This is a genomic window from Streptomyces sp. V4I8 (assembly GCF_041261225.1).
In the GTDB taxonomy this organism is placed as follows: Bacteria; Actinomycetota; Actinomycetes; order Streptomycetales; family Streptomycetaceae; genus Streptomyces.
The window spans coordinates 6,760,896-6,786,519 of sequence record NZ_JBGCCN010000001.1; the positions used below are offsets into that span (position 1 = coordinate 6,760,896).

Annotated in this window: 27 protein-coding genes; 17 read left to right on the top strand and 10 right to left on the bottom strand. The window is 70.0% G+C overall.

Annotated elements, in window-relative coordinates; translation table 11 throughout:
• Window positions 1–108: 108 nt before the first annotated feature.
• The 6 genes from ABIE67_RS30835 to ABIE67_RS30860 all read left to right on the top strand — a co-directional run bounded on the left by ABIE67_RS30835 (window position 109) and on the right by ABIE67_RS30860 (window position 5,697).
• Window positions 109–1,386, top strand: a complete 1,278-nt coding sequence (locus tag ABIE67_RS30835) for an extracellular solute-binding protein (RefSeq protein WP_370264651.1) — start codon at window positions 109–111, stop codon at window positions 1,384–1,386.
• Between the two features lie 125 nt (window positions 1,387–1,511).
• Window positions 1,512–2,498 carry a carbohydrate ABC transporter permease gene (locus ABIE67_RS30840; RefSeq protein WP_370264652.1) on the top strand — a complete coding sequence of 329 codons (987 nt, stop codon included), beginning with the start codon at window positions 1,512–1,514 and terminating at the stop codon, window positions 2,496–2,498.
• On the top strand, window positions 2,495–3,325 hold the full coding sequence (locus tag ABIE67_RS30845; RefSeq protein ID WP_370264653.1) for a carbohydrate ABC transporter permease: 831 nt from the start codon (window positions 2,495–2,497) through the stop codon (window positions 3,323–3,325). The genes ABIE67_RS30840 and ABIE67_RS30845 overlap by 4 nt, the downstream gene beginning before the upstream one ends.
• An 8-nt stretch (window positions 3,326–3,333) precedes the next feature.
• On the top strand, window positions 3,334–4,827 hold the full coding sequence (locus ABIE67_RS30850) for a glycoside hydrolase family 3 protein (RefSeq protein ID WP_370264654.1): 1,494 nt from the start codon (window positions 3,334–3,336) through the stop codon (window positions 4,825–4,827).
• A 94-nt stretch (window positions 4,828–4,921) separates the two neighbouring features.
• Window positions 4,922–5,170, top strand: coding sequence for a helix-turn-helix transcriptional regulator (locus tag ABIE67_RS30855; protein WP_370264655.1), 249 nt, complete (start codon window positions 4,922–4,924; stop codon window positions 5,168–5,170).
• Complete coding sequence (locus ABIE67_RS30860; protein WP_370264656.1) at window positions 5,167–5,697, top strand: hypothetical protein; 531 nt, start codon at window positions 5,167–5,169, stop codon at window positions 5,695–5,697. The genes ABIE67_RS30855 and ABIE67_RS30860 overlap by 4 nt, the downstream gene beginning before the upstream one ends.
• A 286-nt stretch (window positions 5,698–5,983) precedes the next feature.
• On the opposite strand, the gene nagB is transcribed toward ABIE67_RS30860, so the two are convergent.
• Window positions 5,984–6,769 (bottom strand): glucosamine-6-phosphate deaminase, encoded by a 786-nt coding sequence (gene nagB, locus ABIE67_RS30865; protein WP_370264657.1) that lies wholly within the window; start codon window positions 6,767–6,769, stop codon window positions 5,984–5,986.
• Between the two features lie 232 nt (window positions 6,770–7,001).
• Between nagB and ABIE67_RS30870 the strand changes: the two genes are divergently transcribed.
• The gene (locus tag ABIE67_RS30870; protein ID WP_370264658.1) at window positions 7,002–8,090 is read left to right on the top strand and encodes an SIS domain-containing protein; all 1,089 of its coding nucleotides are present in this window, start codon (window positions 7,002–7,004) and stop codon (window positions 8,088–8,090) included.
• A 69-nt stretch (window positions 8,091–8,159) separates the two neighbouring features.
• Here ABIE67_RS30870 and ABIE67_RS30875 read toward each other — a convergent pair whose 3' ends face one another.
• On the bottom strand, window positions 8,160–8,912 hold the full coding sequence (locus tag ABIE67_RS30875; protein WP_370264659.1) for an SDR family oxidoreductase: 753 nt from the start codon (window positions 8,910–8,912) through the stop codon (window positions 8,160–8,162).
• A 97-nt stretch (window positions 8,913–9,009) separates the two neighbouring features.
• Here ABIE67_RS30875 and ABIE67_RS30880 point away from each other — a divergent pair, with 97 nt between their 5' ends.
• Both ABIE67_RS30880 and ABIE67_RS30885 read left to right on the top strand, forming a co-directional pair.
• Window positions 9,010–9,651 (top strand): TetR/AcrR family transcriptional regulator, encoded by a 642-nt coding sequence (locus ABIE67_RS30880; RefSeq protein ID WP_370264660.1) that lies wholly within the window; start codon window positions 9,010–9,012, stop codon window positions 9,649–9,651.
• A 416-nt stretch (window positions 9,652–10,067) separates the two neighbouring features.
• Window positions 10,068–11,543, top strand: coding sequence for a sensor histidine kinase (locus ABIE67_RS30885; RefSeq protein WP_370264661.1), 1,476 nt, complete (start codon window positions 10,068–10,070; stop codon window positions 11,541–11,543).
• A gap of 274 nt (window positions 11,544–11,817) precedes the next feature.
• Here the strand turns inward: ABIE67_RS30885 and ABIE67_RS30890 are convergent, their stop codons facing one another.
• Both ABIE67_RS30890 and ABIE67_RS30895 read right to left on the bottom strand, forming a co-directional pair.
• Entirely contained in the window at window positions 11,818–12,075 is a 258-nt protein-coding gene (locus tag ABIE67_RS30890; RefSeq protein WP_016639615.1) for a WhiB family transcriptional regulator, read from the bottom strand.
• 321 nt (window positions 12,076–12,396) lie between these two features.
• Window positions 12,397–13,365: a diacylglycerol kinase family protein gene (locus ABIE67_RS30895; protein WP_370264662.1), complete on the bottom strand. Its 969-nt coding sequence runs from the start codon at window positions 13,363–13,365 to the stop codon at window positions 12,397–12,399.
• A 332-nt stretch (window positions 13,366–13,697) separates the two neighbouring features.
• On the opposite strand from ABIE67_RS30895, the gene ABIE67_RS30900 reads away from it, so the two are divergent.
• A complete protein-coding gene (locus ABIE67_RS30900) occupies window positions 13,698–14,144 on the top strand; it encodes a hypothetical protein (RefSeq protein WP_370264663.1) in 447 nt (148 codons plus the stop codon).
• A gap of 28 nt (window positions 14,145–14,172) precedes the next feature.
• On the opposite strand, the gene ABIE67_RS30905 is transcribed toward ABIE67_RS30900, so the two are convergent.
• From ABIE67_RS30905 to ABIE67_RS30915, 3 genes are all read right to left on the bottom strand, one after another.
• Window positions 14,173–15,339 carry a SigB/SigF/SigG family RNA polymerase sigma factor gene (locus tag ABIE67_RS30905; protein ID WP_370264664.1) on the bottom strand — a complete coding sequence of 389 codons (1,167 nt, stop codon included), beginning with the start codon at window positions 15,337–15,339 and terminating at the stop codon, window positions 14,173–14,175.
• A 17-nt stretch (window positions 15,340–15,356) separates the two neighbouring features.
• Window positions 15,357–15,770, bottom strand: coding sequence for an anti-sigma regulatory factor (locus ABIE67_RS30910; protein WP_004925829.1), 414 nt, complete (start codon window positions 15,768–15,770; stop codon window positions 15,357–15,359).
• A 250-nt stretch (window positions 15,771–16,020) separates the two neighbouring features.
• Window positions 16,021–16,281 carry a UBP-type zinc finger domain-containing protein gene (locus ABIE67_RS30915; RefSeq protein ID WP_370264665.1) on the bottom strand — a complete coding sequence of 87 codons (261 nt, stop codon included), beginning with the start codon at window positions 16,279–16,281 and terminating at the stop codon, window positions 16,021–16,023.
• Window positions 16,282–16,343: 62 nt separating this feature from the next.
• Between ABIE67_RS30915 and ABIE67_RS30920 the strand changes: the two genes are divergently transcribed.
• Window positions 16,344–17,939 (top strand): Na+/H+ antiporter, encoded by a 1,596-nt coding sequence (locus tag ABIE67_RS30920; RefSeq protein ID WP_370264666.1) that lies wholly within the window; start codon window positions 16,344–16,346, stop codon window positions 17,937–17,939.
• Here the strand turns inward: ABIE67_RS30920 and ABIE67_RS30925 are convergent.
• Window positions 17,921–18,838 (bottom strand): 1-aminocyclopropane-1-carboxylate deaminase/D-cysteine desulfhydrase, encoded by a 918-nt coding sequence (locus ABIE67_RS30925; RefSeq protein WP_370264667.1) that lies wholly within the window; start codon window positions 18,836–18,838, stop codon window positions 17,921–17,923. The genes ABIE67_RS30920 and ABIE67_RS30925 overlap by 19 nt on opposite strands.
• A gap of 65 nt (window positions 18,839–18,903) precedes the next feature.
• Window positions 18,904–19,494 (bottom strand): N-acetylmuramoyl-L-alanine amidase, encoded by a 591-nt coding sequence (locus tag ABIE67_RS30930; protein WP_370264668.1) that lies wholly within the window; start codon window positions 19,492–19,494, stop codon window positions 18,904–18,906.
• A gap of 330 nt (window positions 19,495–19,824) precedes the next feature.
• Between ABIE67_RS30930 and ABIE67_RS30935 the strand changes: the two genes are divergently transcribed.
• The 3 genes from ABIE67_RS30935 to ABIE67_RS30945 all read left to right on the top strand — a co-directional run bounded on the left by ABIE67_RS30935 (window position 19,825) and on the right by ABIE67_RS30945 (window position 23,492).
• Window positions 19,825–21,231 (top strand): family 2B encapsulin nanocompartment shell protein, encoded by a 1,407-nt coding sequence (locus tag ABIE67_RS30935; RefSeq protein WP_370264669.1) that lies wholly within the window; start codon window positions 19,825–19,827, stop codon window positions 21,229–21,231.
• Between the two features lie 186 nt (window positions 21,232–21,417).
• Entirely contained in the window at window positions 21,418–22,557 is a 1,140-nt protein-coding gene (locus ABIE67_RS30940; RefSeq protein WP_370264670.1) for a family 2 encapsulin nanocompartment cargo protein polyprenyl transferase, read from the top strand.
• Between the two features lie 341 nt (window positions 22,558–22,898).
• A complete protein-coding gene (locus tag ABIE67_RS30945) occupies window positions 22,899–23,492 on the top strand; it encodes a GNAT family N-acetyltransferase (RefSeq protein ID WP_370264671.1) in 594 nt (197 codons plus the stop codon).
• A gap of 15 nt (window positions 23,493–23,507) precedes the next feature.
• Here ABIE67_RS30945 and ABIE67_RS30950 read toward each other — a convergent pair whose 3' ends face one another.
• On the bottom strand, window positions 23,508–24,098 hold the full coding sequence (locus ABIE67_RS30950; RefSeq protein ID WP_370264672.1) for a TetR/AcrR family transcriptional regulator: 591 nt from the start codon (window positions 24,096–24,098) through the stop codon (window positions 23,508–23,510).
• 123 nt (window positions 24,099–24,221) lie between these two features.
• On the opposite strand from ABIE67_RS30950, the gene ABIE67_RS30955 reads away from it, so the two are divergent.
• The 3 genes from ABIE67_RS30955 to ABIE67_RS30965 all read left to right on the top strand — a co-directional run bounded on the left by ABIE67_RS30955 (window position 24,222) and on the right by ABIE67_RS30965 (window position 25,607).
• A complete protein-coding gene (locus ABIE67_RS30955; RefSeq protein ID WP_370264673.1) occupies window positions 24,222–24,806 on the top strand; it encodes a dihydrofolate reductase family protein in 585 nt (194 codons plus the stop codon).
• A 26-nt stretch (window positions 24,807–24,832) separates the two neighbouring features.
• Entirely contained in the window at window positions 24,833–25,099 is a 267-nt protein-coding gene (locus ABIE67_RS30960; protein WP_370264674.1) for a hypothetical protein, read from the top strand.
• A gap of 94 nt (window positions 25,100–25,193) precedes the next feature.
• The gene (locus ABIE67_RS30965) at window positions 25,194–25,607 is read left to right on the top strand and encodes a YciI family protein (protein WP_370264675.1); all 414 of its coding nucleotides are present in this window, start codon (window positions 25,194–25,196) and stop codon (window positions 25,605–25,607) included.
• The last annotated feature ends 17 nt before the right edge of the window (window positions 25,608–25,624 follow it).

Below are 25,624 nucleotides of genomic sequence, written 5' to 3' on the forward strand. Positions count from 1 at the left end.
CTTGACACGCTTCGTGGTCTGGTCCAAGCTCCCCCTACTGGTCTACACCATTGGTCCAGGTCCCGGCCCGTGGGCGGGGCAGGTGTGGGCATCCCTGAGGAGGGTGGCGTGAAGCGCAAGCTGATATCCGCGATCGGTGTCGCGGGCATGATGATCTCCCTGGCGGCGTGCGGGGGCGACAACGGCGACGGTGGGGGCAAGGCCGGGGCGGACGGCTACGCGGGCCAGACGCTCACCGTGTGGGTGATGGACGGCTCCTCGCCGGACCAGTGGCAGAAGGACGTCGCCGCGGCCTTCGAGAAGAAGACCAAGGCCAAGGTCAAGTTCGAGATCCAGCAGTGGAACGGCATCCAGCAAAAGCTGACCACCGCCCTGTCCGAGGAGAACCCGCCGGACGTCTTCGAGATCGGCAACACCCAGACCCCGGCCTACGCCAAGACCGGCGGCCTCGCCGACCTCGCCGACCTCAAGACCGAGATCGGCGCCGACTGGACCGCGTCCCTCAACGAGTCCTCGATCTATGACGGCAAGCAGTACGCCGCCCCGTGGTACTTCGCCAACCGCGTCGTCCTCTACAACAAGAAGGTCTGGGCCGAGGCGGGCATCAAGGACACCCCCAAGACCCGCGACGAGTTCTACGCCGACCTCAAGCAGATCGGTGAGAAGACCGACGCCGAGCCCATCTACCTGCCCGGCCAGAACTGGTACCACTTCGTCGGCCTGACCATCGGCGAGGGCGCCGAGCTGGTCAAGAAGGACGGCGACAAGTACGTCTCCAACCTCGACGACCCGAAGATCGCCGCCGCCATGGAGACGTACAAGAAGTTCCAGGCTCTCTCCAAGGCCCCCAAGGACAAGGACGAGGCCACCCCGCAGCAGGGCGAGGTCTTCGGCAAGGGCAACGTCGGCGCCTTCATCGGCATGGGCTGGGAGGCCGGCATCGCGATCAAGGCCAACCCGAAGATCGAGAAGGAGATCGGCTACTTCACCATCCCCGGTGCCACGGCCGACAAGCCCGAGGGCGTCTTCCTCGGCGGCTCCAACCTCGCGGTCGCCGCGGGCAGCCAGAAGCAGGACCTCGCCAAGGAGTTCCTGAAGATCGCCCTGTCCGATCAGTACGAGGGCGAGCTGGCCAAGCTCAACGGCGTCATCCCGAACAAGGAGTCGCTGCAGACCAACCTCAAGGGCAACGTCGTCGCCGAGGCCGCCGCGCCTGCCGCCGCGGGCGGTGGCACCACGCCGCTGATCCCGGAGTGGGCCGCCGTGGAGAACGCGCCCAACCCGATCAAGACGTACATGACCGCCGTGCTGAACGGTAAGTCCCCGGCCGAGGCCGCCAAGCAGGTCGAGGACGAGTTCAACAAGCGCCTGTCGCAGCAGCAGTAGCGGCAGCAGTAAGGCGCCGGTGCCAGGGCGGGGGATGCGCATGACGCCCCCTGCCCCGGCGACCGCACGCGGGTCTACGTACGTAGGTCGAGAGGCCGAGAAGGCCGAGAAGAGAGATCGCGAGCATGACCGTGCAGACCGAACGGCCGCCCTCCGGCCCGGTGGACGTGACCAAAAGGGATGACAGCGGGCCCGCCCGACCGCGGCCCCGAGCCGCGTTCCGCGCCGGCGCGCTCACCCCGTACCTCCTGCTGCTGCCGGCCTGCGCGGCCACCGTGCTGCTGCTCGGCTGGCCGCTGCTGAAGGACGTCCTGCTGTCGTTCCAGAACCTCAACATGGCGCAGCTGATCCAGCACGTCACCGAGTGGAACGGCATCGACAACTACAAGGAGGTCCTCACCGGCGAGGACTTCTGGCGCGTCACCCTGCGCTCGATCCTGTTCACGGCGGTCAACGTCGTCCTGATCATGGTCGCGGGCGCGCTGGTCGGCCTGCTGCTCGCCCGCCTCGGCCAGCGGATGCGGGTCACGCTGATGGTCGGGCTCGTACTGGCCTGGGCGATGCCCGTGGTCGCCGCGACCACCGTCTACCAGTGGCTGTTCGCACAGCGCTTCGGCGTCGTCAACTGGGTCCTGGACAAGCTCGGTTGGCACTCCATGGCCGACTACAGCTGGACCAGCAGCCAGATGTCGACCTTCTTCGTGGTCACGGTCCTGATCGTCTGGCAGTCGATCCCGTTCGTCGCGATCAACCTCTACGCGGCCACGACCACGATCCCGAGCGAGCTCTACGAGGCCGCGTCCCTCGACGGGGCCGGCGGGTGGAAGAGCTTCACCACGGTGACCATGCCCTTCCTGCGGCCGTTCCTCTACGCCACGACCTTCCTGGAGATCATCTGGGTCTTCAAGGCGTTCGTGCAGGTCTTCACCATCAACGGCGGCGGCCCCGACCGGCTCACCGAGATCCTGCCCGTCTACGCCTACATCGAGGGCGTCGGCAACCAGCACTACGGCATGGGCGCGGCGATCGCGGTCCTGACCATCCTGATCCTGCTCGGCCTCACCGCCTACTACCTGCGGATCGTGCTCAAGCAAGAGGAGGACGAGCTGTGAAGCGCTCGCTCTTCGGCCGCCTGTGGCCCAACGTCACGGCCGTCGTCCTGTTCATCGGCTTCGTCTTCCCCGTGTACTGGATGTTCTCCACGGCCTTCAAGCCGACCGGCGACATCATCTCGGAGAACCCGGTCTGGTTCCCGACCGACATCACCTTCGAGCACTTCGAGCGGGCGACCGGCGTCGACCACTTCTGGACGTACGTCACCAACTCGCTGATCGTCACGCTCTGCGCGGTCGGTCTCGCCCTGGTCGTCGCGCTCGCGGGCTCCTTCGCCCTCGCGCGGATGCGGTTCAAGGGGCGGCGCGGCTTCGTCATCGGCTTCATGCTCGCCCAGATGGCGCCCTGGGAGGTCATGATCATCGCGATGTACATGATCGTGCGGGACGCGTCGATGCTGAACAGCCTCGTGCCGCTGACGGTCTTCTACATGATGATGATCCTTCCCTTCACCATCCTGACGCTGCGCGGTTTCGTCGCCGCCGTGCCCCGGGAGCTGGAGGAGGCCGCGATGGTCGACGGCTGCAGCCGCGCCCAGGCGTTCCGCAAGGTCATCCTGCCGCTGCTGGCACCGGGTCTGATGTCCACCTCGCTCTTCGGGTTCATCACCGCATGGAATGAATTCCCCCTGGTCCTGGTGCTGAACAAGGAGGCGGAGGCGCAGACGCTGCCACTGTGGCTGTCCAGCTTCCAGACCGCCTTCGGCAACGACTGGGGCGCCACGATGGCGGCGAGCTCCCTCTTCGCCATTCCGATCCTGATCCTCTTCGTCTTCCTGCAGCGCAGGGCTGTCAGCGGCCTGACGGCCGGCGCGGTGAAGGGATAACGCACCCGATGACGACATTCGCCAGCGGTACAGACACGCTCACGCGCGACGCGCTGACGGTCCTTCAGCCGGGCTTCACCGGCACCACCGCCCCCGACTGGCTGCTGCGCCGCCTCGGCGAGGGCCTGGCCTCCGTCGGCCTGTTCGGCCGCAACATCGCCTCGCCCGAGCAACTGGCGGCCCTGACGGCCCAGTTGCGTGCCGAGCGGGACGACGTGCTCGTCGCGATCGACGAGGAGGGCGGCGACGTCACCCGCCTGGAGGTGCGTACCGGCTCCTCCTTCCCGGGCAACCACGCCCTGGGTGCGGTGGACGACGTGGAGCTGACCCGGGAGGTGGCCTTCGAACTCGGCCGCCGCCTGGCCGCCTGCGGGGTGAACCTCAACTGGGCCCCGTCGGCCGATGTGAACTCCAACCCCTCGAACCCGGTCATCGGTGTCCGCTCCTTCGGCGCCGACACCGCCCTGGTCGCCCGCCACACCGCGGCCTACGTCACCGGCCTCCAGTCGGCGGGTGTCGCCGCCTGCACCAAGCACTTCCCGGGCCACGGCGACACGGCGGTCGACTCCCACCACGCCCTGCCCCGCATCGACGCGGACGCCTCGGTCCTCGCGGACCGCGAACTCTCCCCGTTCCGCGCGGCGATCGCCGCCGGCACGCGGGCGGTGATGAGCGCGCACATCCTCATCCCCGCCCTGGACCCCGACCACCCGGCGACCCTCTCCCGCCCGGTCCTGACGGACCTCCTCCGCGGCGACCTGGGCTACACCGGCCTCATCGTCACCGATGGCATGGAGATGCAGGCCATCGCCGCCACCTACGGCATCGAACGCGGCAGCGTTCTCGCCATCGCGGCCGGCGCCGACGCCATCTGCGTGGGCGGCGGCCTGTCGGACGACGAGACGGTACGGCGCCTGCGGGACGCCCTGGTCGCGGCGGTCCACGCGGGCGAACTTCCCGAGGAACGACTGGCGGAGGCCGCCGAACGGGTACGCGAACTGGCCCGCTGGACGGCGGCCGCGGCACCGGTGACCGACGGCGCCCGGCGGACGGACGTGGGCCTCGCCGCGGCCCGCCGCGCCCTGGAGCTGACCGGAGCGGACGCTGCGGGGGCGTTCACCCCCCTCACCGAACCGCCGTACGTCGCCGCGTTCACCCCGGTCACGAACATCGCGGTCGGCGACGAGACACCGTGGGGCGTGGCGGCGGAATTGGCCCGGCTGCTCCCCGGCACGGAGACGGGCAGCTACACCGGCGAGGACGCGGGCCGAGCGGCCCTGGAAGCGGCCGGTGAGCGCCGAGTGGTGGCCGTGGTCCGCGACGAGCACCGCCACCCCTGGATGGCGACGGCGCTCGACACCCTGCTGCACGCCCGCCCGGACACGATCGTGGTCGAAATGGGCGTCCCGCAGGCTGAGCCCCGCGGCGCCCTGCACATCGCCACCCACGGCGCGGCCCGCGTGTGCGGACGCGCGGCGGCGGAGGTCATCGCCGGATCCTGAGACGGCTGGGTGCGGGCTCCACTGCCTCGATCTTCCACTGCCTCCGCTGCCTCCGCTGTTGCAGCCCTCCCTCCGAATGTAGTACTTCTTATACATGAGCGAGCAGGTGCACAACAGGTTGGCGATGGTGCGTGCCGAGCGCAAGGTGTCGCGCCAGAACCTGGCCGAGGCAGTGGGAGCCCACTACCAGACCATCGGCTATATCGAGCGGGGGCAGTACAACCCGAGCCTCGACCTGGCTTTGAAGATCGCGAAGTTCTTCGATCTGCCGGTCGAGGCCCTGTTCTCCCTCGAGCCTTTCCGCCCGCTCACGGACGAGGTCTACGGGAGGAAACAGTCATGACGACCACACAGCTGACGCGCTACGACCGGAGCATGCTGCGGTTGATGAACGACCGCCGAGGGCGCCCGCTGTACGCCACGACCATGCGCCGCCGGCTGGTCGTCGCCGCGCATGTCACGCTCACCGTGGCCATCGTGGCGCTGATCGGGTACTTCTGCCTAGCGCGGGCCGAGCCGGTGTGGCCCGCCGCCGTCGGCGCGGTGCTGATGCTGCCCTGGATGATGGCGACCGGCGTGATCAACGGCGCCACCCGCGGCCTGCTGGAACTGCGCGAACGCGCCCTGGACGAGCGCCAGTCGGCGGACCGCATGCGGGTGCTCGCCCGCGCCCACCGCCTGATGACCTGGCTGCTGGCCGGGTCCGTGGTCGGCCTGCTGGCGGCGGGCGCGGCCGACGGCGACGCCCTCCGCGTCTACGCGGCACCCGTCCTCGCCGCAGTCCTCGCGGCCCACTGGCTGATGCCGCTGTGGGTGGCCGGCCTGACCGCCCAGGACGAGCCGGCCGAGGACGAGACGGCCATCGTCTAGAACCGGCTCACGCCCGGAGGGAACCGGGGGAGGCCCGGCGAGGATCGCGGGATGCCCGGCGAGGATCGCGGGATGCCCGACGAGGACCGGGGAGTGCTCGGCGTACGTCCGGCCACTGTCCGGCGAGGGTCGGCGATACCTACGGCGGGCTCCCCGGTGCGGGCGCCCGCGTCCGCCGTACGTATGCACGAACCGTGTCCTCGCCGGGGCGCCGGGGCGCCGGGATGCCGGGGCGCCGGGATGCCGGGAGCCGGGCGGCGGCCGACAGGCTCCAGCCGCCAGCCGCCTAAATCCCCTGCCAGTCCGGCTTGTTGGCGAAGGTGTGCCGGAAGTAGTCGGCCAGCTTCAGCTTGGACGCGGCGGCCTCGTCGACAACGACCGTGGCGTGCCGGTGCAGTTGCAGCGCCGAGGCCGGGCAGACGGCCGCGACCGGTCCCTCGACGGTCGCGGCGACCGCGTCCGCCTTGCCCTCACCCGTGGCCAGCAGCACCAGGTGCCGCGCCTCCAGGATCGTCCCGATGCCCTGGGTGATGACGTGGTGCGGCACCTGCTCGATGTCCCCGTCGAAGAACCGCGCGTTGTCGACCCGGGTCTGCTCGGTCAGCGTCTTGATCCGCGTCCGCGAGGCCAGCGACGAGCACGGCTCGTTGAACCCGATGTGCCCGTCGGTCCCGATCCCGAGCAACTGCAGGTCCACCCCGCCGGCCGCGGCCAGCGCCGCGTCATACGCCTCGCACGCCCCCTGCACGTCCTCGGCCGTACCGTCCGGCCCCATGAACGCGTCCATCCCGATCCCGAGCGGCTCCAGCACCTCACGCCGCAGCACCGAACGGTAGGACTCAGGGTGTTCGGAGGGCAGCCCCACGTACTCGTCGAGCTGTGCGATCCGCGCCCGCGAGGCGTCCACCGCGCCCGCGCTCACCTTGGCCGCCAGCGCCGTGTAGACGGGGAGCGGCGTCGACCCGGTGGCCACGCCGAGCAGGGCGTCGGGCTTGCGCCCGAGCAGCTGGGCCATGGCCTCGGCTATCAGCTCGCCACCCGCCTTGGCGTCCGGAACGATGACAACTTCCACGCTGGGCCTGCCGATCTGAAGAGGGACTCGAAGGGCACCCTGAACGGGCATGTGGTTTAGACCAATCTAACAGAGCGGAGCCCCCCGGCCCAGGTGAACGGAAGCCCCGCGGACATTTCGGGAGCCCGTCGGGAAGGCGTCATTCCCCGTGGGGGAGTGGAATGGAGACCGTCCGTCCGAAGCGCCGGACCCCATGCCCGGAACGACGAGCGCGAGAGCAGAAAGGGGCCCCATGACCGCCACGACCCCGTACCCTCCGGACCCCCACGCCCCGCACAACGAACTCCCCGGCCTGATCATGGCCCGCGAGATGGCCGAACAGCCCGCCGTACTGCGCCGGATCCTCTCCCACGGCGCCCCCGCCATCCGCCAGGTCGCCCAGGAGATCGCCGCCCGCGCACCCCGCTTCGTCCTGCTCACCGCCCGTGGCACCTCCGACAACGCCGCGCTCTACGCCAAGTACCTCCTGGAGATCCGCCTCGGCCTGCCCTGCGGTCTGACCTCGATGTCGACCACCACCGCCTATGGCGCCCGCCCCGACCTCACCGATGTCCTCGTCATCACCGTGAGCCAGTCCGGCGGTTCCCCTGACCTCGTCGCCTCGACGCGGGCCGCCCGCGAGGCCGGCGCGATCACGCTCGCGGTGACCAACAACCCCGACTCCCCGCTGGCCGCCGTCTCCGAGCACCACCTCGACATCATGGCCGGACCGGAGAGGGCCCTCCCCGCGACCAAGACCTATACCGCCTCCCTTCTCGCTCTGTACCTCTTCGTCGAAGGCCTGCGCGGCGGCGACGGCGCTCCCGCCGAGGTGCTCCCGGACCTCGCCGAGCAGACACTCGCCCGGCAGGACGAGATCCGCACCCTCGCGGCCCGCTACCGCTTCGCCGAGCGCATGGTGATCACCTCCCGTGGCTACGGCTATCCCACGGCCAAGGAAGCCGCCCTCAAGCTGATGGAGGCCAGCTACATCCCGGCCCTCGCCTACTCCGGCGCCGACCTCCTGCACGGCCCGCTCGCCATGGTCGACAACGTCTCCCCGGTCATCGCGGTCGTCACCGACGGCAAGGGCGGCGAGGCACTCCAGCCCGTCCTCGACCGACTCCGAGGCCGCGGTGCCGACCTGGTCGTCATCGGTCCCCGGCACCAGGTCGAGCAGGCCTCGGCCGGCTTCGTCCTGCCGACCGAGGGCGTGGCCGAGGAGGTCCAGCCGATTCTGGAGATCCTCCCGCTCCAGCTCCTGGCGTACGAGGTCACCATCGCCCGAGGCCAGGACCCGGACGCGCCACGCGCGCTGGCGAAGGTGACGGAGACGCGCTGAGCGCGGGCGCTCCGAGTGCCGCCCCCGGATTGCCCTTTGGATGCCCCCTGGATGCCCTTGGCGGGGTTGCTACGTGAGTGAACCCCCGGTCACGTCCACCCAGCTCCCGGTCACCCACCGGCCCGCGTCCGACGCCAGAAACGCCACCACGTCCGCCACATCGGCCGGTGCCCCCACCCGGCCCAGTGCCGAAAACGACGCGGCCTGGGCCCATCCGCCCTCCGTGCCGTGCAGGAACTCGGCGGTGTTGTCCGTGTCTATGATCCCTGGCGCCACCGAGTTCACCGTGATTCCGCGGGAGCCCAGCACCTTGGACAGGTCCCGCGTGAAGACGTCGAGCGCCCCCTTGGTCATGGCGTACGCCATCTTGTCCGGCATCGCCGCGGTGCGCGCCAGCCCCGAGGAGATGTTGATGACGCGGCCGCCGTCCCGCAGCCGCCCGAGGCCGTGCTTGACGATGAAGTGGGGTGCCTTCACATTCACCGCGAAGACCCTGTCGTACTCCTCCTCCTCGATCTGATCGAGCGCGGAGGACGTGCCGATCCCCGCGTTGTTGACGAGGATGTCCAGCCCGTCCGCATGCCGGTCGAACTCCGCCCACAGTGCCTCGGCGTCTCCCGGTGCCCCCAGCTCGACGCCGATCGTGAACGCCGAGCCGCCGGCCGACTCGATCGCGGCCGCCGTCTCCTTCGCCGCCGCCTCGCTCCTGCCGTAGTGCACGCCGACCAGCGCGCCGTCGCGCCCGAGCCGCTCGGCGATCCCTCGCCCGATTCCCCTGCTCGCCCCAGTGACCAGAGCCGTCCTGCCCGCAAGCGCACCCATGACGGCGCTCCTTTCGCATTTTCCTAGCGGTCGCTACAGAAATGACCGTAGATCAGGCGGCTGACATTTGTCTAGCGCCCGCTATAAAATGCACCCCATGGTGAGCAACAAGGAGAGTGAGGGGGCCGGGGCGACGGCCCGTCGGGTGTCCAGGCCCCGTGGCCGCCCCCGCTCCTTCGACCGCGAGACCGCCCTGGAGAAGGCGATCCTCGCCTTCTGGGAGCACGGCTACGAGGCGACCTCCGTCTCCGACCTCACGCGCGTCATGGACATCGGCACCCCGAGCCTGTACGCCGCCTTCGGTGACAAGCGGTCGCTCTTCGAGGAGGTCGTCCGCGAGTACGGCGTGCGGTACGGCTCCTTCGGTGATCGCGCCCTCGCCGAGGAACCCACCGCCCGAGCGGCCGTGGCGCGGATGCTTCGCGAGGCCGCCTCGGAGTACACCGATCCGGCCCATCCGCACGGCTGTCTGATCGTCCATGCGGCGACCAACTGCTCGACGCCCGAGGTCGAGGAGTCGCTGCGAGGACGGCGCAACGCCAACATCGCCGCCATCCGCAGCCGTATCGAAGCGGACATCGCCACCGGAGCCCTCCCCGCCGGCATCGACGCGGCCGCCCTCGCCCGGCACACCGGCGCGATGATCCAGGGCATGTCACAACAGGCGCGGGACGGGGCGAGCCGGGAGGAACTGGAGGCGCTCGCGGAAATTGCCATGGCCAGCTGGCCCCGCACATGAACCCACACGGGTTAGGCTGCGTGGTGGATACCAGGGCGTCCTACTAGTCATCCAACTGGTCGGAGCCCGTTGAAGAAGCATCAACAGCAAACAGGCTCCAACGCATGGACACACCGGAGTGGTCTAGTCCACAATTGCGAAGGAGTGCGTAGTACGAGAACGCACCGACTTCCGTCTTCCCCGCACAGGAAGACGGACCGAGGAACCGGAGCTCTCTGCCCTGACTGCCCCGGCTCCTCATCCTTCGGCCGACTGGGACCGCACACCCCACGGCCGATGTTGCTCCGGGCTGCGGTGCCGGGAGGGTTGAGGGTCCCTCTCAGGCGCCGCGGCCCGCGGGTGTTTCCGGGGGCCGGTTCGCCTCCCGTAGTGGCTGGTTTCGAACGATGTCCGTACCCCCAGGTACGCTCGGCCACGTGCCCTCCATGAACGAACTCGTACGCCAGCACACGGCCCTCGACGACTCCGACCTCGAGTGGCTCCACCTGCTGGTCTCGGAGTGGCAGCTGCTCTCCGACCTCTCCTTCGCCGACCTCGTCCTGTGGGTCCCCACCAGCGACGGAACCCGTTATGTCTCCGTCGCGCAGATGAGGCCCAACACCGGCCCCACCTCGTACCAGGACGACATGGTCGGCCACCTCGTCCCCCGCGGCCGCCGTCCGATGCTGGACGCCGCACTCGACGAGGGCCGGATCGTGCGGGAGGGCGACCCCGAGTGGCGCGAGGAGGTGCCGGTCCGCGTCGAGTCGATTCCCGTACGGCGGGACGGACGCGTCCTGGGTGTCATCGCGCGCAACACCAACCTGCTGACCGTCCGCACCCCGAGCCGCCTGGAGCTGACCTACCTCCAAAGCGCCTCGGATCTCGCGCAGATGATCGCGGCCGGCGCGTTCCCGTTCGCCAATCAGCAGGTCGACATGGACGCCTCACCCCGCGTCGGCGACGGCCTGATCCGTCTGGACGCCGACGGAATCGTCCAGTACGCCTCCCCGAACGCGCTGTCCGCCTACCACCGGATGGGTCTCGCCTCCGACCTCGTCGGTCAGGACCTCGGCAAGACCACGGCCGAACTCGCCCCGACCCACGGCCCGGTGGACGAGGCGCTGGCCAAGGTCGCCAGCGGCTGGGCGCCCCGCGAGTTCGAGATCGAGTCCGGCGACGGCGTCATCCAGTTCCGGGCGATCCCGCTCAAGCCCAAGGGCACGCGCATCGGTTCGCTGGTGCTGCTGCGGGACGTCACCGAACTGCGCCGCCGCGAGCGTGAGTTGATCACCAAGGACGCGACCATCCGGGAGATCCACCACCGCGTCAAGAACAACCTCCAGACGGTCGCCGCCCTGCTCCGCCTCCAGGCCCGGCGCATCGAGTCCGACCGCGGCCGCGAGGCCCTCGAAGAGGCGGTACGGCGCGTCGGCTCGATCGCGATCGTGCACGAGACGCTCTCCCAGAACCTCGACGAGCGCGTGGAGTTCGACGAGATCGCCGACCGGGTGCTGGCGATGGTCGCCGAGATCTCGCCCGGCAAGGTCACCGGCCGGCGCACCGGCCGCTTCGGCATCCTGGACGCCGAGGTCGCCACGCCCCTGTCGATGGTCCTCACCGAGATCCTGCAGAACGCCCTGGAGCACGGCTTCCGCGAGGGCGAGACCGGCACGGTCGAGGTCTCGGCGGTCCGTGGCGGTACGACCAAACAGGTCCGGCTCCTGGTCACCGTCCAGGACGACGGCGTGGGCCTGCCCGAGGGCTTCGACCCCCACACCGCGGGCAACCTCGGGCTGCAGATCGTACGGACGCTGGTGGAGGGCGAGTTGGGCGGCACGTTCGACATGGTCCGGGCACCGGAGCGGGGGACCAGGGTGATCCTGGACATCCCGGTGCGCGCGCAGAAGTAGGCCCCGTGCACAAGTGGGGCACGCCCACAACTGGTCCACGCCCACAACTGGTCCACGCCCACGGGCAGTCCACGCCCCCAAGTGGCCCATGCGCACAGGCAGTCCGGGTGCCGTGCACAGCAAAGAGCCCTGGACCATGTGGTCCAGGGCCAGTGCTCGTTGCTGCTCTGCAATCGCTAAGCGCATCGGGGGTACTGCGCGCTGCGGCTCGGGGGCGGGAGATGCGTACTCGCTGTACGCGCCGCCAAGCTCAGGCTGTAGCGGGGTGGGTGTGTCAGGCGGAGGCCTGACGGGCCCGGTTGCGGGCGGCGCGGCGCTTCATGGCGCGGCGCTCGTCCTCGCTGAGACCACCCCAGACGCCGGAGTCCTGGCCGGACTCGAGCGCCCACTGCAGGCACTGCTCCATAACCGGGCAGCGACGACAGACGGCCTTGGCTTCCTCGATCTGCAGCAGCGCAGGACCGGTGTTGCCGATGGGGAAGAAGAGCTCGGGGTCTTCCTCGCGGCAAACGGCGTTGTGACGCCAGTCCATGGCTGCTACCTCTCCTTGAATATTACTTGCAGGTTGCTTGTGAATGTGAACGCTTTCACGAATCCCTCAACAAGTGAAGGGCCAACCGCCAGGTTCCCTGGCGTGGGTCCTGTGTTTTGAAGGGGGATTCCGGTGATCAGTGGAGGCTGGTGTTGCGGGCCGTCCCGATCGCCATGTAGAGACTCGCAAACCTCAGCGACGGATACAACCCCTTCCGGAAAGTTTTTTTTGATTCCTCGGTGTCGACTAGGTCACAGCCGTACTTCCATGGGGTGGATCCTGGCCTAAACGTTCGAGTGAAAGGACTTTAGCCCGTTCCGCTCACACAATCACACGCAGTGCACGGCGTACGCCTGTGAACGTCACGCTCGTACGCAGCCCGAGGTGGTCGCCGTCCATCTGAAGGGGCAACGGCACCTTCGAATGCAAGGTGAACTGGTCCAGGTCGTGCAGCGTGACGGCATGCTTGCCATGGGCCCCGCGCTCGGGGGACGAAGTGAGCAACTGCGTCGCATACCGGGCAACCGCGACCGTGGACATGCGGCTGAGGCCGAGTACGTCGAGGCCGGTATCGAACGAAGCCTTAGGTGCCGCGTACACCGGACGATTGAGCAGATACGTCCACGGAGCCGTATTGCAGACTATGGAGAGCACCAAATCCGTCACCGGGTCCTCGCCCGGCCGCTCCAGTGTGATCGTGCCGTGGCGGCGGTTGGGTTCCTGGAGGAACTGGCGTATCACCTGGCGCAGGTAAAGGGCGGGTGTGGATTTCTTGCCGCGCTCGCGCTGCTGCTCGACCCGGCCGATCACGCCCGCGTCGAAGCCGAGGCCCGCGCAGAAGGTGAACCATCTGCCCGGCACGGCCTCGTCCTCGGTGCCCGGCGTGCCCGCCGCTATGCCCATGCCGACGGTGCGCTCTCTGCCCTCGCGCAGGGCGTCGAGCAGGACGCCGGTCGCCTCGACGGCGTCGTTGGGCAGGCCGAGCGCGCGGGCGAAGACGTTGGTGGAACCGCCGGGGACCACGGCGAGGCGGGGGAGGCGGTCCGGGTCGGGGCCGTTGTGCAACAGTCCGTTGACGACCTCGTTCACGGTGCCGTCGCCGCCGAGGGCGACGACCAGGTCGACGTCGTCGCTGTCCGCGGCCTGCCGGCCCAGGTCACGCGCGTGGCCGCGGTACTCGGTGGTGACCGCCTCGAGTTTCATCTCGCTGGCGAGCGCGTGGATCAGGACATCGCGCGTACGTGCGCTTGTGGTGGTTGCTGCCGGATTGACCACGAGAAGTGCACGCATGGGTTGCAGCGTACCTACTGGGGGGTACCGGGCACAGGTCGAGGTGGGGATCCAGTAAGAGATCGGGCGTGAGCCTCAACACGGGGGACTCCGTCGGTTGGGCCGCGTGTGTGGGTGCCGGTTGCTGTGAGGTGTCCGGCGTCGGCGCTCGGGCCGCTGCGGGCTGCCGCCCTCAGACCCCCGCTTCGGCCCTGAAGGGCCTCGCCCTCAAACGCCGGACGGGCTGGATTGTTGCGGGCTCGTCTTCGAATGCCGGACGGGCCAGGCGTCGCTGAGCGGCATCAGCCAGGTGCTGGTGGGAGAGGGAAAGTGGCGAGGGCTACCCTTCAGGGGTGACCAAGGAGCAGACCCCCACCACCCCGGAAACCGCCGGGCCGCGTCCGCGGCGGCTGACGTATGCGGCGGTGCTCACCGCCCTGGAAGGGGTGGGGCTTGCCGTCGGGGGTGTCTGGGTGTTGGTGCTGGGGCTCGCCGGGGATCCGGATGATCGGCAGCAGGCCGTCACTCTTGGGGTGACGCTGGTCGTTCTCGCTCTGCTGCCGTTGCTTGCCGCGCGGGGGCTGTTCGCTCAGCGGAGCTGGAGTCGTGGGCCGTCTGTGATCACGCAGATTCTGGCCCTGCCGGTGGCTTACAGCCTGCTTCAGGCCGACAGCATCGCGATTCCGGCGGGCATCGCGATCGCGGTGGTCGCGATCGCCACGCTCGTGCTTCTGATCAACCAGGAGACGACCCAGGCCCTCGGGATCCGGGGGCCCGGTAACGCGCCTGATCAGAAGTAGTCGGCGGCTCCGGTCAGGTAGCCGGCCGTCACTCCTCCACCAGCAGCTTTTCCCGCAGCTGCGCCAGCGTGCGCGCGAGCAGTCGGGACACGTGCATCTGGGAGATGCCGACCTCCTGCGCGATCTGCGACTGAGTCATGTTGCCGAAGAAGCGCAGCAACAGGATCCGCTTCTCGCGCGGCGGAAGGTCCTCGAGCAGCGGCTTCAGCGACTCGCGGTACTCGACGCCCTCCAGCGCCTCGTCCTCCGCGCCGAGGGTGTCCGCCACCGCCGGGGACTCGTCGTCCGTGTCGGGGACGTCCAGGGACAGCGTGGAGTACGCGTTGGCGGACTCCAGGCCCTCCAGGACCTCCTCCTCCGAGATCGCCAGCTTCTCGGCGAGCTCATGGACCGTGGGGGAGCGGCCGTGCTGCTGGGACAGCTCGGCCGTGGCGGTCGTCAGGGCGAGGCGCAGCTCCTGGAGCCGGCGCGGAACGCGGACCGCCCAGCCCTTGTCGCGGAAGTGCCGCTTGATCTCGCCGACGACCGTCGGGGTCGCGTAGGTCGAGAACTCGACGCCGCGCTCGGGGTCGAAGCGGTCGACCGACTTGATCAGGCCGATGGTGGCGACCTGGGTGAGGTCGTCGAGCGGCTCGCCGCGGTTGCGGAAGCGGCGCGCGAGGTGCTCGACGAGCGGCAGGTGCATTCGGACCAGCCGGTTGCGCAGCTCCGCGTACTCGGCGCTGCCGTCCTGCAGCTTGCGCAGCTCGATGAACATGGCGCGCGCCCCGCTGCGGTCCTGAGGGTCGTGCTGCGTGGCCTGCACGCTGTGCGCGCTCACCGCCTCGTTCTCGGCGTTTCGCTCGTGCTCGCTCATCGTCCCGCCCGTTGCCCTCTCCCGAGCCCTCGACTCCGCCCCCACTCTCGAATTCGCTCGAGCTGGGGGACCCCCTTGGGCTGGGGAGCCAATGATCCGCCCGCCCAGAGGCACGCCTTGCACGGCGCCTTCGTCATCCCGTCCGTCGGCCAGGAGGCCGGCCTCCACGGAGTCGTCCTCCGGGTGCGGCCGGGCCTGCTCGGGGACGCCGTCGATGCCGTCCGCCATGCGTCGGGAACCGTTCGGACCGCTCGGGCCCGTCCCCAGGCTCTCGGCTCCGTCCGAGCAGGGGGCAGTGCCGTCCGGCAGCTCCCGTGTGCCGCGCTCTTCGTCCCGCACCGGCCCGTCCCCGTTCCTCACGCCGGCCCGGGTCCCGCGCCGCGCTGTTTGTAGAGGCTGATCGAAACGGTTTTGTCCTCGTCCACGGCGGAGGAGACCTTGCCCGCGAGGGCCGACAGGACGGTCCAGGCGAACGTGTCCCTGGAGGGGGCGTGGCCGTCCGTGGTCGGGGCCGAGACGGTGACCTCGAGTGAGTCGTCGACGAGTCGGAAGACACAGCTGAGCACCGAGCCGGGCACGGCCTGCTGGAGCAGGATCGCGCAGGCCTCGTCCACCGCGATGCGCAGGTCCTCGATCTCGTCGAGGGTGAAGTCCAAACGGGCCGCGAGGCCGGCAGTCGCCGTACGCAGCACCGACAGGTAGGCACCCGCGGCCGGCAGCCGGACTTCCACGAAGTCCTGGGTCGCGGGCTCGCCTGCGATCTGGGACACCCTCACCTCCAAGGTGGTACAAGCTTCTCAGGGCCGAGGGGTCGCCCCCCGGGGTAACGCGATGTGTGGTTCAGCGGTGACGCTACCGCGCTCCGAACTTTCCTGTCCCCAGGACCCCAACCCCTTGCCGTCACTCACAGTAAACCTGTGGATACGCTCCGTGTCTAGGGGTCTGCGGCTCCAATTGGGAAGAGCGCGCGCCGGGTTGACGTACCCAGACGTCAGACGGTCGAACCGTCCGGATCCAGGGTCACACGAGTACGTGGTCGACGAAGCACCAACGCCATTCCTCGCCCGGCTCGTAGGTCCGCATCACCGGGTGACCGGACTCCTTGTGGTGTTCTGTCGCATGCCTCCCCGGCGAGGAGTCGCAGCAGCCGACGTGCCCACAGCTGAGACAGAGCCGCAGTTGTACGGGGTGCATGCCTTCCGCCAGACACTCCGGACACGTCTCGTTCAGCGCCGCGGGTTCCGGGTGGGGCAGCGCGTCGGCGTGCGTGCACTGTTTCATGATGGCCAGGTTACGACGGCCGCGAGGATGGCCGCGCGGAAAAACGAGGGCGGGCGAGAAGCATGGACGTGATGCCGCTGCTGTTGCTGGTGGCGGGGAGTGCCGCCGTGGCCGCGGCCGGTCGGCGGTCGCCCGTGCCGGCGCCGCTGCTGCTGGTCGCCGCCGGGCTCGCCGTGTCATACCTGCCGGGCGTGCCCGAGTACACCCTCGACCCGCACATCGTCCTGCCCCTGGTGCTGCCCCCGCTGCTGCACAGCGCGGCGACGGACAGCTCGTACCTCGACCTGCGGGCGCAGATGCGGCCCGTGATGCTGCTGTCGGTCGGGTACGTGCTCTTCGCGACCTTCGCCGTCGGCTGGGCCGCCTATCTCGTCGTACCGGATCTGCCGCTGACGGCGGCGCTGGTGCTGGGCGCGGTGGTGGCGCCGCCCGACGCGGTCGCCGCGACGGCCGTCGCGCGCCGGGTGGGGCTGCCGTCCCGGATCACCACGATCCTGCAGGGCGAGTCCCTGGTGAACGACGCCACCGCGATCACCGCGTACCGGGTCGCGCTCGCGGCCGCCGTCGGCGAGGGCGCGAGCTGGGCCGGCGGGATCGGTGACTTCCTGCTCGCGGCGGTCGGGGGCATCGGGTTCGGGGTGGTGCTGATGGTGCCGATCCACTGGCTGCGCACGCACGTGAAGGAAGCGCTGCTGCAGAACACGCTCTCCCTGCTGATCCCGTTCGTCGCCTACGCGGCCGCCGAGCAGGTGCACGCCTCCGGGGTGCTGGCGGTCGTGGTCGTCGCGCTGTATCTGGGACACCGCGCGTGGGAGGTCGACTTCGCCACCCGGCTCCAGGAGGAGGCGGTGTGGAAGATGGTCGCGTTCGTGCTGGAGTCGGCGGTGTTCGCGCTGATCGGACTGCAACTCCCGGTGGTCCTGAAGGGCCTCGGGGAGTACGAGGGGGGCCGCGCCGCCTGGTACGCGGTCGCCGTCTTCCTCGTGGTCGTCGTCTCGCGGTTCGTGTGGGTGTATCCGGCGACGTTCCTGCCGCGCATGATGTCGGCGCGGATCAGGGAACGCGAGGGCAGCCTGACCTGGAAGGCGCCGTTCGTCATCTCCTGGGCCGGAATGCGAGGCGTGGTCTCGCTGGCCATCGCCTTCTCGATCCCGCTCACCGTGCACGGCGGCGAGGAGTTCCCCGAGCGCAACCTCATCCTCTTCCTGACCTTCACCACGGTCATCGGCACGCTGGTCGTCCAGGGTGTGACGCTGCCGCCGTTGATCCACCTGCTGAAGCTCCCCGGCCGGGACGCGCAGGCCGAGACCCTCGCCGAGGCCAACGCCCAGGCGCAGGCCTCCCGCGCCGCCGAACGACGCCTGGAGGAACTCCTCTCCGACGAACGCAACGCCCTCCCCGACCCCTTGGCCGACCGTCTGCGAGCGGTCCTGGAACGGCGCCGCAACTCCGTCTGGGAGCGGCTGGGCCAGGCCAATCCCGTCACCGGCGAGTCCGTCGACGACACCTACCGGCGCCTGTCCCGCGAGGTGATCGGCGCCGAGCGCGCGGTGTTCGTGAAGCTGCGGGACGGTCGCTATATCGACGACGAGATGCTGCGGACACTGCTGCGCAGGCTGGACCTGGAGGAGGCGGCGGCCTATCGGGAGGCGGGGTGAGGGGCGAACGGGGACCCGGTGACGACCGCCGCGACCGTCGTCCCGGGAGGGAAGGCACCCTCCTCGGCCAGGGCGACAAGTCCGTACAGCAACTTGGCGACATAAAGACGCTCGACGGGCACCCCGTGCCGTTCCTCGAAGTCCTCGGCGAAGGCATCGAGCTCCGGTGTCGTACGGGCGTATCCACCGAAGTGGAACCGCTCGTCGAGCCGCCAGTCACCCCGCGGCCCGCCGAACGCCTCGGTCTGCAGCTCCCGTATGTCGTCGGCCAGGAACCCGCCCTTGAGGACGGGAACACCCAAGGCCTGCCGGCCGGGGCCGAGCCCGGCGGCCAGGCCCGCCAGGGTGCCGCCCGTGCCGCACGCGACCGCGACCACGTCGGCCTGCCCGCGCAGCTCCTCGCCGAGCGCCCGGCACCCTCGTACGGCAAGGGCGTTGCTGCCGCCTTCCGGGACGACGTACGCGTCCTCCGCATCCGCCGCGCGCAGGACAGCGGCCAGCGTCTCCGGCTCGGTCTTGCGGCGGTACGTCGACCTGTCGACGAAATGGAGCCGCATACCGTCCCTCACGCATCGCGCCAGTGACGGGTTGAGGGGGCGGTCGGCGAGTTCCTGGCCGCGCACCACGCCGACCGTGGGCAGGCCGAGGAGGCGGCCCGCGGCGGCGGTGGCGCGCAGGTGGTTGGAGTAGGCGCCGCCGAACGTGAGGACCGTACGGCCCGCCGCGGCCGTCAGGTTCGGCGCGAGCTTGCGCCACTTGTTGCCGATCAGCTCCGGGTGGATCAGGTCGTCGCGCTTGAGGAGCAGACGGAGGCCGAGACGCGTGAACTGCTCGTCCGCCGACTCCTGTACGGGGGAGGGGAGCCGGGGCCGGAGGGCCGTGAGGTCGGGGCTGGTCACCTGGTCATTGTCGCCCGGGCCCGCGGTTTCGGCTGCCCTGCCTCAAGAGCACACCCGCTGCGGCCCTACTTCAACCGCTCCCGGATGCGCTCCCGCATCCACGCCATCGTGAACCCGCGCGGGTCCACCTTCCCGGGCTGCCACTCCAGATGCCCGATCACCGAGCGCTCCGTCCACCCGTGGTGGCGGCAGACGGCCGCCGAGACCCGCTCGATCGCCTCCAGCTGGGGCTCCGGCCACGGGTCCGCTCCGTCGCCCAGGTTCTCGCACTCGAAGCCGTAGAAGTGGCGGTTTCCGTCGGTGTTGGCCTCGTTGTCGGGCGGCAGGGCCTTCTCCGCGATGACCGCGCGCAGGACGTCGTCGTCGCCGAGGCCGGCATGGTTGGCCCGGCCGTAGCCGACGAGGTGGACGGTGCCGTCCTTGGTGATGACGCCGTGGCAGAGCGGGCCCGGCAGGCCCTCGTAGCCGTTGCGGCAGAGCTCCACCGTATGAGCGCTGCCCTTGGTCACCGTGTGGTGGATCATCACGCCGTGGACGGGGCCCCACGGGCCCACATGGTTGCGGTTGTGGTGCTCCCAGTCGCCGACCTCGACGACCGTCGCGCCCTCCGCCCTCAGTCTCTCCAGGAATCTGCTCGCGGACATGGGTGTGGCCATGGCCGCCTCCTTCGCGCCGTACGCCGGCCGCCGTGCGCGGCCGCCTCGTATCGGTGCTCTACCGAAAACGGGCAGACGGGACTCCTTGAGTCGCATGGTGTGCGATGCGTTTCGGACAAGCGGCGTGTCGCTTTCGCAACGACCGTCGTAGGTACGTGATTCGGCGGTGACGACTGGACAAGGTCCCCCTATCTGCCCAGCGGACGGTGATCCATTCCCGCTCGTTCGTGTAATAGCACCGGCGCCCTCAGTGATGCAAGGCTCGGACGTGGAGATCGCGATGTGCGGCGCCAGAGCGCTGCCGGTGCATGACTGGGAGGGCAATTCCTTATGTCGGTAGGCGAAGAGGTCCGCAGTGAGCAGGGCCAGCCGCAGCAGAGTCTCGGCACGGCGGCCGCGCGGAACCTGGCCACCACGACCAAGTCCGCACCCCAGATGCAGGAGATCAGCTCCCGCTGGCTGCTGCGCATGCTGCCTTGGGTGAACGTGCAGGGCGGCACTTACCGGGTGAACCGGCGTCTGACCTACGCCGTGGGGGACGGGCGTGTCACGTTCGTGAAGACCGGAGACCGTGTCGAGGTCATCCCGGCCGAGCTGAGGGAACTGCCGGCCCTGCGGTCGTACGAGGACGAGGACGTGCTCTCGGAGCTCGCCCGGCGCTGCCAGCAGCGGGAGTTCGCGGCCGGGGCCTTGATCGCCTCGTTCGGCAGCCGGACCGACGAGGTGTACCTGCTGGCGCACGGCAGGGTGGAGAAGCTCGGCACCGGTCCCTACGGGGAGGACGAGTCCCTGGGCGTCATCGCCGACGGCGCCTACCTCGGCGAGCAGGCGCTGGTCGACTCCGACGCCATCTGGGAGTACACGGTCCGCGCGGTCACCGCCTGCACGGTGCTCGTCCTGCCCCGCCAGGACGTCGAACAGGTCGCGGAGCGCGCCGAGTCGCTGAGCGGGCACCTGGAGCAGTTGCGGGCGATCCCCTCGCAGCGCACCAACAAGTACGGCGAGAAGGAGGTCGACCTCGCGGCCGGCCACAGCGGCGAGCCGGACATCCCGCACACCTTCGTCGACTACGAGGCCCGGCCCCGTGAGTACGAACTGAGCATCGCCCAGACCGTGCTGCGCATCCACACGCGCGTGGCCGACCTGTACAACCAGCCGATGAACCAGACCGAGCAGCAGCTGCGGCTGACGGTCGAGGCGCTGAAGGAGCGCCAGGAGCACGAGCTCATCAACAACCGCGAGTTCGGGCTGCTCCACAACTGCGAGTACGACCAGCGGCTCCAGCCGCACGACGGCGTGCCCAGCCCCGACGACATGGACGAGCTGCTCTGCCGGCGGCGCGGCACCAAGCTGTTCCTCGCCCACCCACGCGCGATCTCCGCGTTCGGGCGCGAGCTGAACAAGCGCGGGCTCGTGCCCGAGACCATCGAGATGGCCGGCAACCGCATCCCGACCTGGCGCGGGGTGCCGATCTTCCCGTGCAACAAGATCCCGGTCAGCGACACCCGTACGACCTCGATCATCGCCATGCGTACGGGCGAGGGGGAGCAGGGCGTCATCGGGCTGCAGCAGGCGGGCATCCCGGACGAGATCGAGCCGAGCCTGTCCTGCCGCTTCATGGGCATCAACGAACAGGCCATCATCAAGTACCTGGTGACCGCCTACTACTCGGCCGCGGTCCTGGTGCCGGACGCTCTCGGTGTGCTGGAGAACGTCGAGATCGGGCGCTGGCGGTGACCCTGCCCGCCCGGCCTCCCTCCGCCCGGCCTCCCTCCGCCCGGCCTCCCTCCGCCCGGCCCTTCTCCGCCCGAACTCCCGTCGGCGGGGCGCCGTGTCCGGTGTCCCGGCCGCGGGTAGACCCTTCGGGCAGGTGCCAAGCCGTAGCGGAAGGGCCACTGTCCGCCGACTCTCCGGGGCGATGCCATGGGTGAGTTCATGACGGAGACGCAGGCGCGCCCCGCCAGGGCGCGGCCGTCCACCGAGACACCCGAAAGGCGGAGGCCCATCGCGACCGACGGGGACGGCAGTCCGGGTCCGCTCGACGGGCCCGAGGCGGCGGTGATTCTGGAGCGTGCCCGGGCCGCGGTCGACCCCGAACTGCGCGCCGCCGTCGAGTCGTTGCCGCCCTCCCTGCGCCGGATCGCGCGCTACCACTTCGGCTGGGAGCACGAGGACGGCACTCCCGCGGCGGGCAACGCGGGCAAGGCGATCCGCCCCGCCCTCGTCCTCACCGCGGCCGCCGCGCTCGGCGGACCGAAGGCACGTGCGGCGGCCGTACGGGCGGCCGTGGCGGTCGAACTGGTCCACAACTTCACGCTGCTGCACGACGACGTGATGGACCGCGACACCACCCGCAGACACCGGCCCACCGCATGGACCGTCTTCGGTGACGCCGACGCGATCCTCGCCGGGGACGCCCTCCAGGCACTGGCCCTGCGGCTGCTCGCCGAGGACCCGCACCCGGCGTCCCCCGCGGCCGCCGCCCGCCTCGCGACCTGCGTCATCGAGCTGTGCGCCGGCCAGCAGGCCGACACGGCGATGGAGAAGCGGGGCCCCGGCGAGGTCGGCCTCGACGAGGTCCTCGTCATGGCCGAGGCCAAGACCGGCGCGCTGCTGGGGTGCGCCTGCGCCCTCGGCGCGCTGTACGCGAGCGCGGCGGACGAGGACGTGGCGGCGCTGGACGCGTTCGGCCGGGAGGCCGGGCTCGCCTTCCAGCTCATCGACGACGTGATCGGTATATGGGGCGACCCGAGCCACACCGGCAAGCCGGCCGGCGCGGACCTCGCCGCCCGCAAGAAGTCCCTGCCGGTCGTCGCCGCGCTGACCTCCGGTGGTCCGGCGGCGGCGGAGCTGGCCGCGCTGTACGAAGCGCCGTACGACGAGGAGGACCTGCAGCGCACCGCGCTCGCCGTCGAGCGAGCGGGTGGCCGCGACTGGGCGCAGACTCAGGCCGCCGAGCGGATGGCCCACGCCATGCAGGAACTGGCCCGCGCGGTGCCCGACCCGGAGGAGGCGGGCGGACTGCTGGCCCTGGCGGAGTTCGTGACGCGGCGCAGCAACTGAGGCCGCGGCAGCCGACGGCCGTGCCGCTCAGGTCGCGGCGGTCAGCGGTGTTCCTCAGGCCGCGGCAGCCGACTGTGCTGCTGAGGTCGCGGCGGTCGGCGGTGCTGCTCAGGCCGCGGCGGCCTGCGGTCGTGAAGACTCCGGAGTCCCCGGGGTCGTACGGTTCCTGACCCCGTACGGCCGCCGAGCGGTTCCGGACCGGCGGGTCCCGCACATCCCCACGGTGTGCGGGGCCCGCCCCTGTGTACCCATCGGATCTCGACAAACTCGGTCCACGGACCGCACGCGCGTCCGCATCGCCCTACGATCAAGGCCGGTTGACGCGAAGGGGCGGGGAGAAGATGGGCGTGGCGATCCGGACGGCGGGCGACGAGGACCGGGAGCTGGTGGTCCGGCTGCTGGACGCGGCCTTCCAGGACGACCCGGTCAGTGGCTGGGTGTTCCCGGGCGAGGAGCACCGCCGTATCGCCCACCCCAGGCTCATGGCCGCGTTCACCGACATCGTGCGCACCGTCGGCCGCATCGACGTCACCGAGGACGGCACGGCGTGCGCGCTGTGGATATCGGTGCCGGCCGACGAGCCGGACCACGACGACGAAGGGCCCGCGCGGCTGCGGGAGGCCGTCGACCCGGAGAACGAGCGTGTCGAGCTGATCGGCAGGCTGACGGACGGCATCCACCCGGTGGGCCGCGCGCACGAATACCTGTGGATGATCGCGACCGCGCCCGAGCACCAGGGCGAGGGGCATGGCACCGCGCTCCTGAACGCGGTCCTCGACCGCTGCGACCGGGAGGGCCTGCCCGCCTATCTGGAGGCGAGCAGTGACCGCAGCCGGAAGCTGTACGAGCGGCTCGGATTCGAGCTGAAGGGGCAGCCCCTCGAGCTCCCGGAGGGCCCGCGGATGTGGCCTATGTGGCGCGAGCCGCGCGGCTGAACCCGGGGGTTCGGCCTACTTCTCGGGCACGATCGTCGCCGCGATCCGCTCCACCAGGCCCTCCGGCACGCCGACCCCGGGCAGGACGCCCTCCAGCACGTCCGGCAGCGTCAGATGCTCCAGGAGCAGCCCGAGCATCGCGAGATAGAGCACGGTGACGACCTCGTCGCCCCCGGGCAGCCCGGCGCCGCGGTGGAACTCGATGGCCTCCTCCAGATCGCCGCGCACGGACTGGGTGAAGGAAGAGCGCAGTCCGGGGCGCCGGGTGGCCTCCAGGCGCATCTCCAGCAGGGCCAGATAGCCCGTCCGGTCGCGGGTCGCGCGGGCCATCAGGTCATGCATGAAGGCGGTGACCAGGGCGCGGTCCTTGGGTCGGGTCAGCAACTCGGTGATCATCGCCGGGTCGGGCGCCAGCCGCACATGCAGCCGGGCGTCGATCTGGCGGAGCAGGTCGTCGCGCCCGGTGAAGTAGTTGGAGGCGGTGCCGACCGGCACCTGGGCCTCGGCGTCCACCGCGCGGAACGTCAGCCCGCGCGCACCCTCGCGGGCGAGCACCTCGACGCCCGCGTCGACGAGTGCGGCCCGGCGCTCCGGATTGCCCGCCATTACGGAATCCCCTCTCTCACTTTCAACCGGTCCCGGAAATATGCTTGCAACCACTACAAGCGAAGTACTACAACTGAAGCACTACAACCGCAGTGGTTGACCAGCCTACGAAAAGAGACCGGCTTGCGAAAGCTCACCTACCTCATCGCCTGTTCGATCGACGGCTTCATCGGGGACCCGGGCGGCGATGCCTCGTCCATGTACCCGTTCGTCGTCGGGGAGTTCTTCGAATACCTCACGACCGAGTACCCGGAGACCAATCCGACCCATGTGCGCCGGGCCATCGGCACCGACGACGCACCGAACACCAAGTTCGACACGATCATCCAGGGCCGCGGCAGCTACGAGGAGGCCTTGAAGGAGGGCATCACCAGCCCCTTCGCCCATCTGCGCGAGTACGTCGCCTCGCGCACCCTGGCCGAGTCACCCGACCCGCACGTCGAGATCATCGGTGACGACCTGGTCGCCAAGGTGCGCGAACTCAAGGCCGAGGAAGGCGGCTTGGGCATCTACCTGTGCGGCGGATCGCAGGTCGCGGGCGAACTGCTCGACGAGATCGACGAGCTGGTCGTCAAGACCTACCCCGTCGTCTACGGCACGGGCATGCCGATGTTCGGTGCGGACTTCGCCCACACGGAGTTCACCCTCGAGGGGACGCGGACGTTCGACAACGGCGTCGTGGTTCGTACGTACAGCAGGAAGCGCTGAGCGGTCTCCCGACCTACCCTGAGGGCATGGGCAGCGAAGCGCACCTCTGTCCCGACTGCGGACAGTCCGTCGAAACGGTCGTCCGGCGCCACAAGACGCTGGGCGCCTGGGTCCCCACCTGGGTGGCCGGACCGTGCCGGAACCCCGAGTGCGGCGCGTACGCCGGGGGCGACGCCGAGCACGAGAAGCAGCACCAGCAGCGGGGGCGGCCCGTGCACCACGAGCAGCCCGAGCACCATGAACAGCCCGAGCACCACGAGCAGCCCGGGTCACCCACCGCGAACAATTCCTGACCCTCGTGTCGAGAATCCCGGCCCGGCTTCGACGTCCCCTGTGAGAGCCACCGAAACGGTGGCCCGAGCCGACGGAAACCGAAGGAGCGGACTGATGAAGTACCTGGTCATGGTGCAGGGCACGCAGGCGGACTACGAGGCGATGCAGGGCAAGGCGTCCGAGCACTCCGTGGCCTGGAGCCAGGAGGACGTCCAGGCGATGTACGCCTTCATGAGCGACCTCAACAACGACCTCGCCGAGACCGGTGAGATGGTCGACGGGCAGGGCCTGGCCGAACCCGCGAAGACCCGGCACGTCACCCTGGGCGACGACGGCAAGGCAGTGATCACCGACGGGCCGTACAGCGAGACCAAGGAGCTGCTGGCCGGCTACTGGGTGCTGGACTGCGCGAGCCTGGAGCGGGTCACGGAGATCGCCGAGCGCGTCCTCCAGTGCCCCCAGCCCGCCGGAGCCCCCGTCTACCCGGTGGTGATCCGGCCCATCGACGACGGCTCCGGGGACATCTGAGCCGTACGAGCCCCGCG

Excerpts from the sequence above, each read along its gene's own strand:
- ABIE67_RS30870 (WP_370264658.1), top strand. The coding sequence starts at position 7,002 with ATGACCGCCACGACCCCGTACCCTCCGGACCCCCACGCCCCGCACAAC.
- ABIE67_RS30920 (WP_370264666.1), top strand. The coding sequence starts at position 16,344 with ATGGACGTGATGCCGCTGCTGTTGCTGGTGGCGGGGAGTGCCGCCGTG.
- ABIE67_RS30880 (WP_370264660.1), top strand. The coding sequence starts at position 9,010 with ATGGTGAGCAACAAGGAGAGTGAGGGGGCCGGGGCGACGGCCCGTCGG.
- ABIE67_RS30940 (WP_370264670.1), top strand. The coding sequence starts at position 21,418 with ATGGGTGAGTTCATGACGGAGACGCAGGCGCGCCCCGCCAGGGCGCGG.
- ABIE67_RS30860 (WP_370264656.1), top strand. The coding sequence starts at position 5,167 with ATGACGACCACACAGCTGACGCGCTACGACCGGAGCATGCTGCGGTTG.
- ABIE67_RS30850 (WP_370264654.1), top strand. The coding sequence starts at position 3,334 with ATGACGACATTCGCCAGCGGTACAGACACGCTCACGCGCGACGCGCTG.
- ABIE67_RS30950 (WP_370264672.1), bottom strand. The coding sequence starts at position 24,098 with ATGGCGGGCAATCCGGAGCGCCGGGCCGCACTCGTCGACGCGGGCGTC.
- ABIE67_RS30965 (WP_370264675.1), top strand. The coding sequence starts at position 25,194 with ATGAAGTACCTGGTCATGGTGCAGGGCACGCAGGCGGACTACGAGGCG.
- ABIE67_RS30935 (WP_370264669.1), top strand. The coding sequence starts at position 19,825 with ATGTCGGTAGGCGAAGAGGTCCGCAGTGAGCAGGGCCAGCCGCAGCAG.
- ABIE67_RS30895 (WP_370264662.1), bottom strand. The coding sequence starts at position 13,365 with ATGCGTGCACTTCTCGTGGTCAATCCGGCAGCAACCACCACAAGCGCA.
- ABIE67_RS30930 (WP_370264668.1), bottom strand. The coding sequence starts at position 19,494 with ATGGCCACACCCATGTCCGCGAGCAGATTCCTGGAGAGACTGAGGGCG.
- ABIE67_RS30875 (WP_370264659.1), bottom strand. The coding sequence starts at position 8,912 with ATGGGTGCGCTTGCGGGCAGGACGGCTCTGGTCACTGGGGCGAGCAGG.
- ABIE67_RS30915 (WP_370264665.1), bottom strand. The coding sequence starts at position 16,281 with ATGAAACAGTGCACGCACGCCGACGCGCTGCCCCACCCGGAACCCGCG.
- ABIE67_RS30945 (WP_370264671.1), top strand. The coding sequence starts at position 22,899 with ATGGGCGTGGCGATCCGGACGGCGGGCGACGAGGACCGGGAGCTGGTG.
- ABIE67_RS30890 (WP_016639615.1), bottom strand. The coding sequence starts at position 12,075 with ATGGACTGGCGTCACAACGCCGTTTGCCGCGAGGAAGACCCCGAGCTC.
- ABIE67_RS30960 (WP_370264674.1), top strand. The coding sequence starts at position 24,833 with ATGGGCAGCGAAGCGCACCTCTGTCCCGACTGCGGACAGTCCGTCGAA.
- ABIE67_RS30855 (WP_370264655.1), top strand. The coding sequence starts at position 4,922 with ATGAGCGAGCAGGTGCACAACAGGTTGGCGATGGTGCGTGCCGAGCGC.
- ABIE67_RS30840 (WP_370264652.1), top strand. The coding sequence starts at position 1,512 with ATGACCGTGCAGACCGAACGGCCGCCCTCCGGCCCGGTGGACGTGACC.